The organism is Chrysiogenia bacterium (assembly GCA_020434085.1).
GTDB lineage: Bacteria > JAGRBM01 > JAGRBM01 > JAGRBM01 > JAGRBM01 > JAGRBM01.
Genome location: JAGRBM010000323.1, coordinates 1 through 4,265, shown reverse-complemented (window position 1 = coordinate 4,265; position 4,265 = coordinate 1). Strand labels below are relative to the sequence as shown.

At 59.8% G+C, this 4,265-nt stretch carries 3 protein-coding genes; 1 reads left to right on the top strand and 2 read right to left on the bottom strand.

What is annotated here, in order from left to right; genetic code table 11:
* Nucleotides 1-1,009: pyruvate, phosphate dikinase (locus tag KDH09_11255; GenBank protein ID MCB0220264.1), on the top strand; the 1,009-nt coding region annotated here is incomplete at its 5' end.
* Nucleotides 1,010-1,152: 143 nt separating this feature from the next.
* On the opposite strand, the gene KDH09_11250 is transcribed toward KDH09_11255, so the two are convergent.
* Both KDH09_11250 and gyrB read right to left on the bottom strand, forming a co-directional pair.
* The gene (locus KDH09_11250; GenBank protein ID MCB0220263.1) at nucleotides 1,153-1,821 is read right to left on the bottom strand and encodes a hypothetical protein; all 669 of its coding nucleotides are present in this window, start codon (nucleotides 1,819-1,821) and stop codon (nucleotides 1,153-1,155) included.
* A 21-nt stretch (nucleotides 1,822-1,842) separates the two neighbouring features.
* Nucleotides 1,843-4,245, bottom strand: coding sequence for a DNA topoisomerase (ATP-hydrolyzing) subunit B (gyrB, locus tag KDH09_11245; GenBank protein ID MCB0220262.1), 2,403 nt, complete (start codon nucleotides 4,243-4,245; stop codon nucleotides 1,843-1,845).
* Between the last annotated feature and the right edge of the window lie 20 nt (nucleotides 4,246-4,265).

The following is a 4,265-nucleotide window of genomic DNA, read 5'->3' as shown; positions in this document are numbered from 1 at the left end:
CGACACGCCTCACGACACGGAAGTCGCGCGCAAATTCGGCGCCGAGGGCATTGGCCTTTGCCGCACCGAGCACATGTTCTTCGAAGAAAAGCGCATCGGCGCCATGCGTGAGATGATTCTTGCCGAATCCGGCGAGGACCGCCGCGCCGCGCTTGAGAAGCTGCTCCCCATGCAGCGCGAGGACTTCAAGGGAATTTTCGAGGCGATGGAGCCCTACCCGGTGACAATCCGCCTGCTCGATCCGCCGCTCCATGAGTTCCTGCCCCATTCGGACGCGGAACTCGAAGACCTCTCTATCGCAACCGGCCGCCCGGTCTCCCAGCTTCGTCATCGCCGCGACGAACTCGGCGAGTCCAACCCGATGCTCGGCTTCCGCGGCTGCCGCCTGGCGATTCTCTATCCCGAGATCGCCGAGATGCAGACGCGCGCCATCATCGAGGCCGTCTGCGAGCTCAAGAAGGAAAAGGGCCTGACCATCACGCCCGAAATCATGGTCCCGCTCGTGTCCGAGGCCAAGGAACTCAGCAAGGTCAAGGACGTCATCGACGGCGTTGCCAGGCGCGTGATGGAAGAGCAGAAGCTCGAGATCAAGTATCTGGTCGGAACGATGATCGAGCTGCCGCGCGCAGCCCTCACCGCCGACCAGATCGCCGAACACGCCGAATTCTTCAGCTTTGGCACCAATGATCTGACACAAACGACCTTCGGTCTCTCGCGCGACGATGCCGGGCGCTTCCTGCCGCGGTATCTCGAGCGCGGCATCCTGCTCAAGGAGCCGTTCGCCGTTCTCGACCAGGCAGGCGTGGGACGCCTCATCAAAATCGCCGTGAGCGACGGACGCAGCGTGCGCAGCGATCTCAAGGTCGGAATCTGCGGCGAGCACGGCGGCGAGCCCAGCTCGGTCGCGTTCTGCCACGAGAACGGCTTTGACTACGTCTCCTGCTCCCCCTTCCGCGTTCCCATCGCGCGCCTTGCCGCCGCGCAGGCAGCCCTTCGCGAAAAGAACTGAGCCGCTAGCAAATCATTCAAAAGCAAAGCCCCGGAAGCTCGCGCTTCCGGGGCTTTTTTATTCGTCGTTTGTGAATGTCATCCCGAACGAGGGATAACATTGCTGCTGGATCGCTCTTCTTCCTGCCATGTACGCAGGTGCGCCTAATTCGGATTCTTGTTCTTCTCTTCTTCGAGCAATTTCTTCGCCGCTTCATCGGGCGCGGGCGGCGGAAGAATCATGTTGAGGTACTGATAGACGAGCGGGTCGTCGTAGCCGAGTTCCCTGGCCTTGAGCATGTGCCGCTCGCCCTCTTCCATGTGGGTGGTCAGGTAGAGGACGTAGGCATACCAGGCATGATAGCTGCCCGTTTGCGGGGAGAGTTCCACCGCCCGGGCCAGGTGGGCGCGCGCCTCGGGCATCTGTGCTTTCTCGAGCAGCTTGATTCCCCGCGCGAACTGCAGATAGGCGTCCGTGCTTTCCAGCGTGACCGGTTGATCGGGAAGCGTGTCAAAAAACGGGGGCCAGTTGCGATGGGCGTCCACCTTGTTTTCCGGCGGCACAGCATTGATGGGCGAGCCCTGATCGCGTAGCGGCTTGTCCGCTTCAGGCTGCTGCGCTTTCGATGGTGCCCTGGGCCTTGGTGCCGGCTTTTCGGGCGCAAGAAACTGCACCTTGGCGCGCTTGGGATTGTGCGTTCCGGGAATGAAGAGGTAGTAGCTGAGCCCGAACACCCCGGCGCAGGCGAGCGCAACGATTCCGAAAAAGCGCCCATTGGCAGCAGGGTTTTCCTGCTGTTTGCGTCCTAGTTTCTTTTTACGTGATTTGCTCACGGCATCGGATGTTGCGACGAACTAAATATCCAGCTCGCGCACTTCCAGGGCGTGCTGGGTGATGAATTCCTTGCGGGGTTCGACCTGGTCTCCCATGAGGATGGAAAAAATCTGGTCGGCCTCGGCGGCGTCGTCGATCGTGACCTGCAAAAGCTGGCGATGATCGGGATCCATCGTGGTTTCCCAGAGCTGGTCGGGGTTCATCTCGCCAAGTCCCTTGTAGCGCTGAATCGTAAAGCCCTTCTTCGCCTCGGCGAGCAGGAATTCCTTCACATCGCGCACTAACTTGAACTCGCGCTTTTCATCGCCCTTGGTGAGCACATAGGGCGCCGATCCGGCCTGGTCGAGGTGGCCATGCAGCTCGTGGAGCTGGCGGTAGTCGGGCAGCTCGAAGAAGAGCTGGTCGAGCACGCTCTCGTAGCGGGTGTTCTTGTACTGGGTCACCAGCTTGAAGGCGTAGGTGCCGTGCTCTTCATCGAGTGGCAGATACGGATCGATCGGCTCGGCATCGGGCGCAGATTTTTTCAGGTGCTTGACGATGGAGACGAGAACTTCTTCGGCCCTGGGTTCGTCCTTGAAAGTCGCCGGATCGACGGCGTCCACCGATTCGGTCACGGCAACAAAGGCATGAACGACGCGCGGGTCGAGGTGGCGGCGCTCCAGGCGCTCGAGAATTGAGTCGTACTGGGACGCGGCCCGCACGAGCCGCTTGAGCTCGTTGCCTTCGAGGCTCTTGCTGCCCTTCTGTCCGGTGAGCACGTAGCCCTCCAGTCCCAGGTCGAGCAGGTAGTCTTCGAGCTCGGCATCGGTCTGGATGTAGCGTTCTTTCTTGCCCTTTTTCACTTTGTAGAGCGGCGGCTGGGCGATGTAGACATGGCCGGCATCGACGATCGCCGTCATGTGGCGATACAGGAACGTGAGCAGCAGCGTGCGAATGTGCGAGCCGTCCACATCGGCGTCGGTCATCAGAATGACCTTGTGGTAGCGCAGCTTTTCGGGATTGAATTCATCGGCGCCGATGCCCGTGCCCATGGCGGTAATCATGGTGCCGATTTCATCAGAGCTGAGCATCTTGTCGAAGCGCGCTTTCTCGACGTTGAGAATCTTGCCTTTGAGCGGAAGGATCGCCTGGGTCTTGCGGTCGCGCCCCTGCTTGGCCGAGCCGCCTGCCGAATCGCCCTCGACGAGGAAGATTTCGCAGAGCTTGGGGTCGCGTTCCTGGCAATCGGCCAGCTTGCCCGGCAGACTCGAAATATCGAGCGCGCCTTTGCGACGGGTCAGCTCGCGCGCGCGTCGCGCGGCTTCGCGGGCGGCAGCGGCTTCGTAACACTTGCCCACAATCTTCTTGGCTTCGCCCGGATTCTGCTCGAGAAACTCGCCAAATTTCTCATTCACCGTCGATTCGACAATGCCTGCGATTTCCGAAGAAACCAGCTTGTCCTTGGTCTGTGAGGAGAACTTGGGGTCGGGCATCTTCACCGAGATCACCGCAGTGAGGCCCTCGCGCACGTCGTCACCGCTGAGCTGCGCTTTAATTTTTTCGGCGATCTTCTCTTTGGTCGCGTACGTCGTGATCGTTCGCGTCAGGGATTTCTTGAAACCCGTCAGGTGCGATCCGCCGTCGCGATTGAAGATGTTATTGGTAAAGCACAACATCATCTCGTTATAGGAATCGTTGTAGGCCAGCGCGATTTCCACGATGATTCCGTCGTCGCGCTCCTGCACGAAGTGCACGGGCTCACCATGAAGCACCGTGCGCCCCTTGTTCAGATACTCGACGAAGGTCTTGAGACCGCCCGGATAATTGAAAATTTCGCTTTTGCCGCTGCGTTCATCGGCAAAGTTGATGACGATGCCGCGATTGAGAAACGCAAGCTGGCGAAGGCGTTGCACCACCGTGGCGTGATCGAATTCGGTGATGGTGAAGATGCTCGGGTCGGGCTTGAATGTAACCTTCGTGCCGGTCTTTTCCGTCACGCCGATTTCTTCGAGCTTGGAGGCGACAACACCCTTCTTGAAGGACTGGGTGTAGACCTTGCCGTCGCGTTTGATCTCCAGCTTCAAAAACTCCGAGAGGAAGTTTACGCACGAAACGCCCACGCCGTGCAGGCCGCCGGAGACCTTATAGGAGTTGTGATCGAACTTTCCGCCGGCGTGCAGCACGGTCATCACCACTTCGCAGGTGGGGATGCCCATCTCCGGGTGTTTGCCCACGGGAATGCCGCGCCCGTTGTCTGCCACAGTGACGGAATTGTCAGAATGAATGACGACATCGACCTGGTCGGCGTAGCCGCCGATCGCCTCGTCAATGGCGTTGTCGACCACTTCCCAGATGCAGTGATGGAGACCCGAACCGTCTTCAGGGTCGCCGATGTACATGCCCGGGCGGGTGCGCACGGCATCAAGATCTTCGAGGACCTTGATGGAGGACTCGTCATACGCCT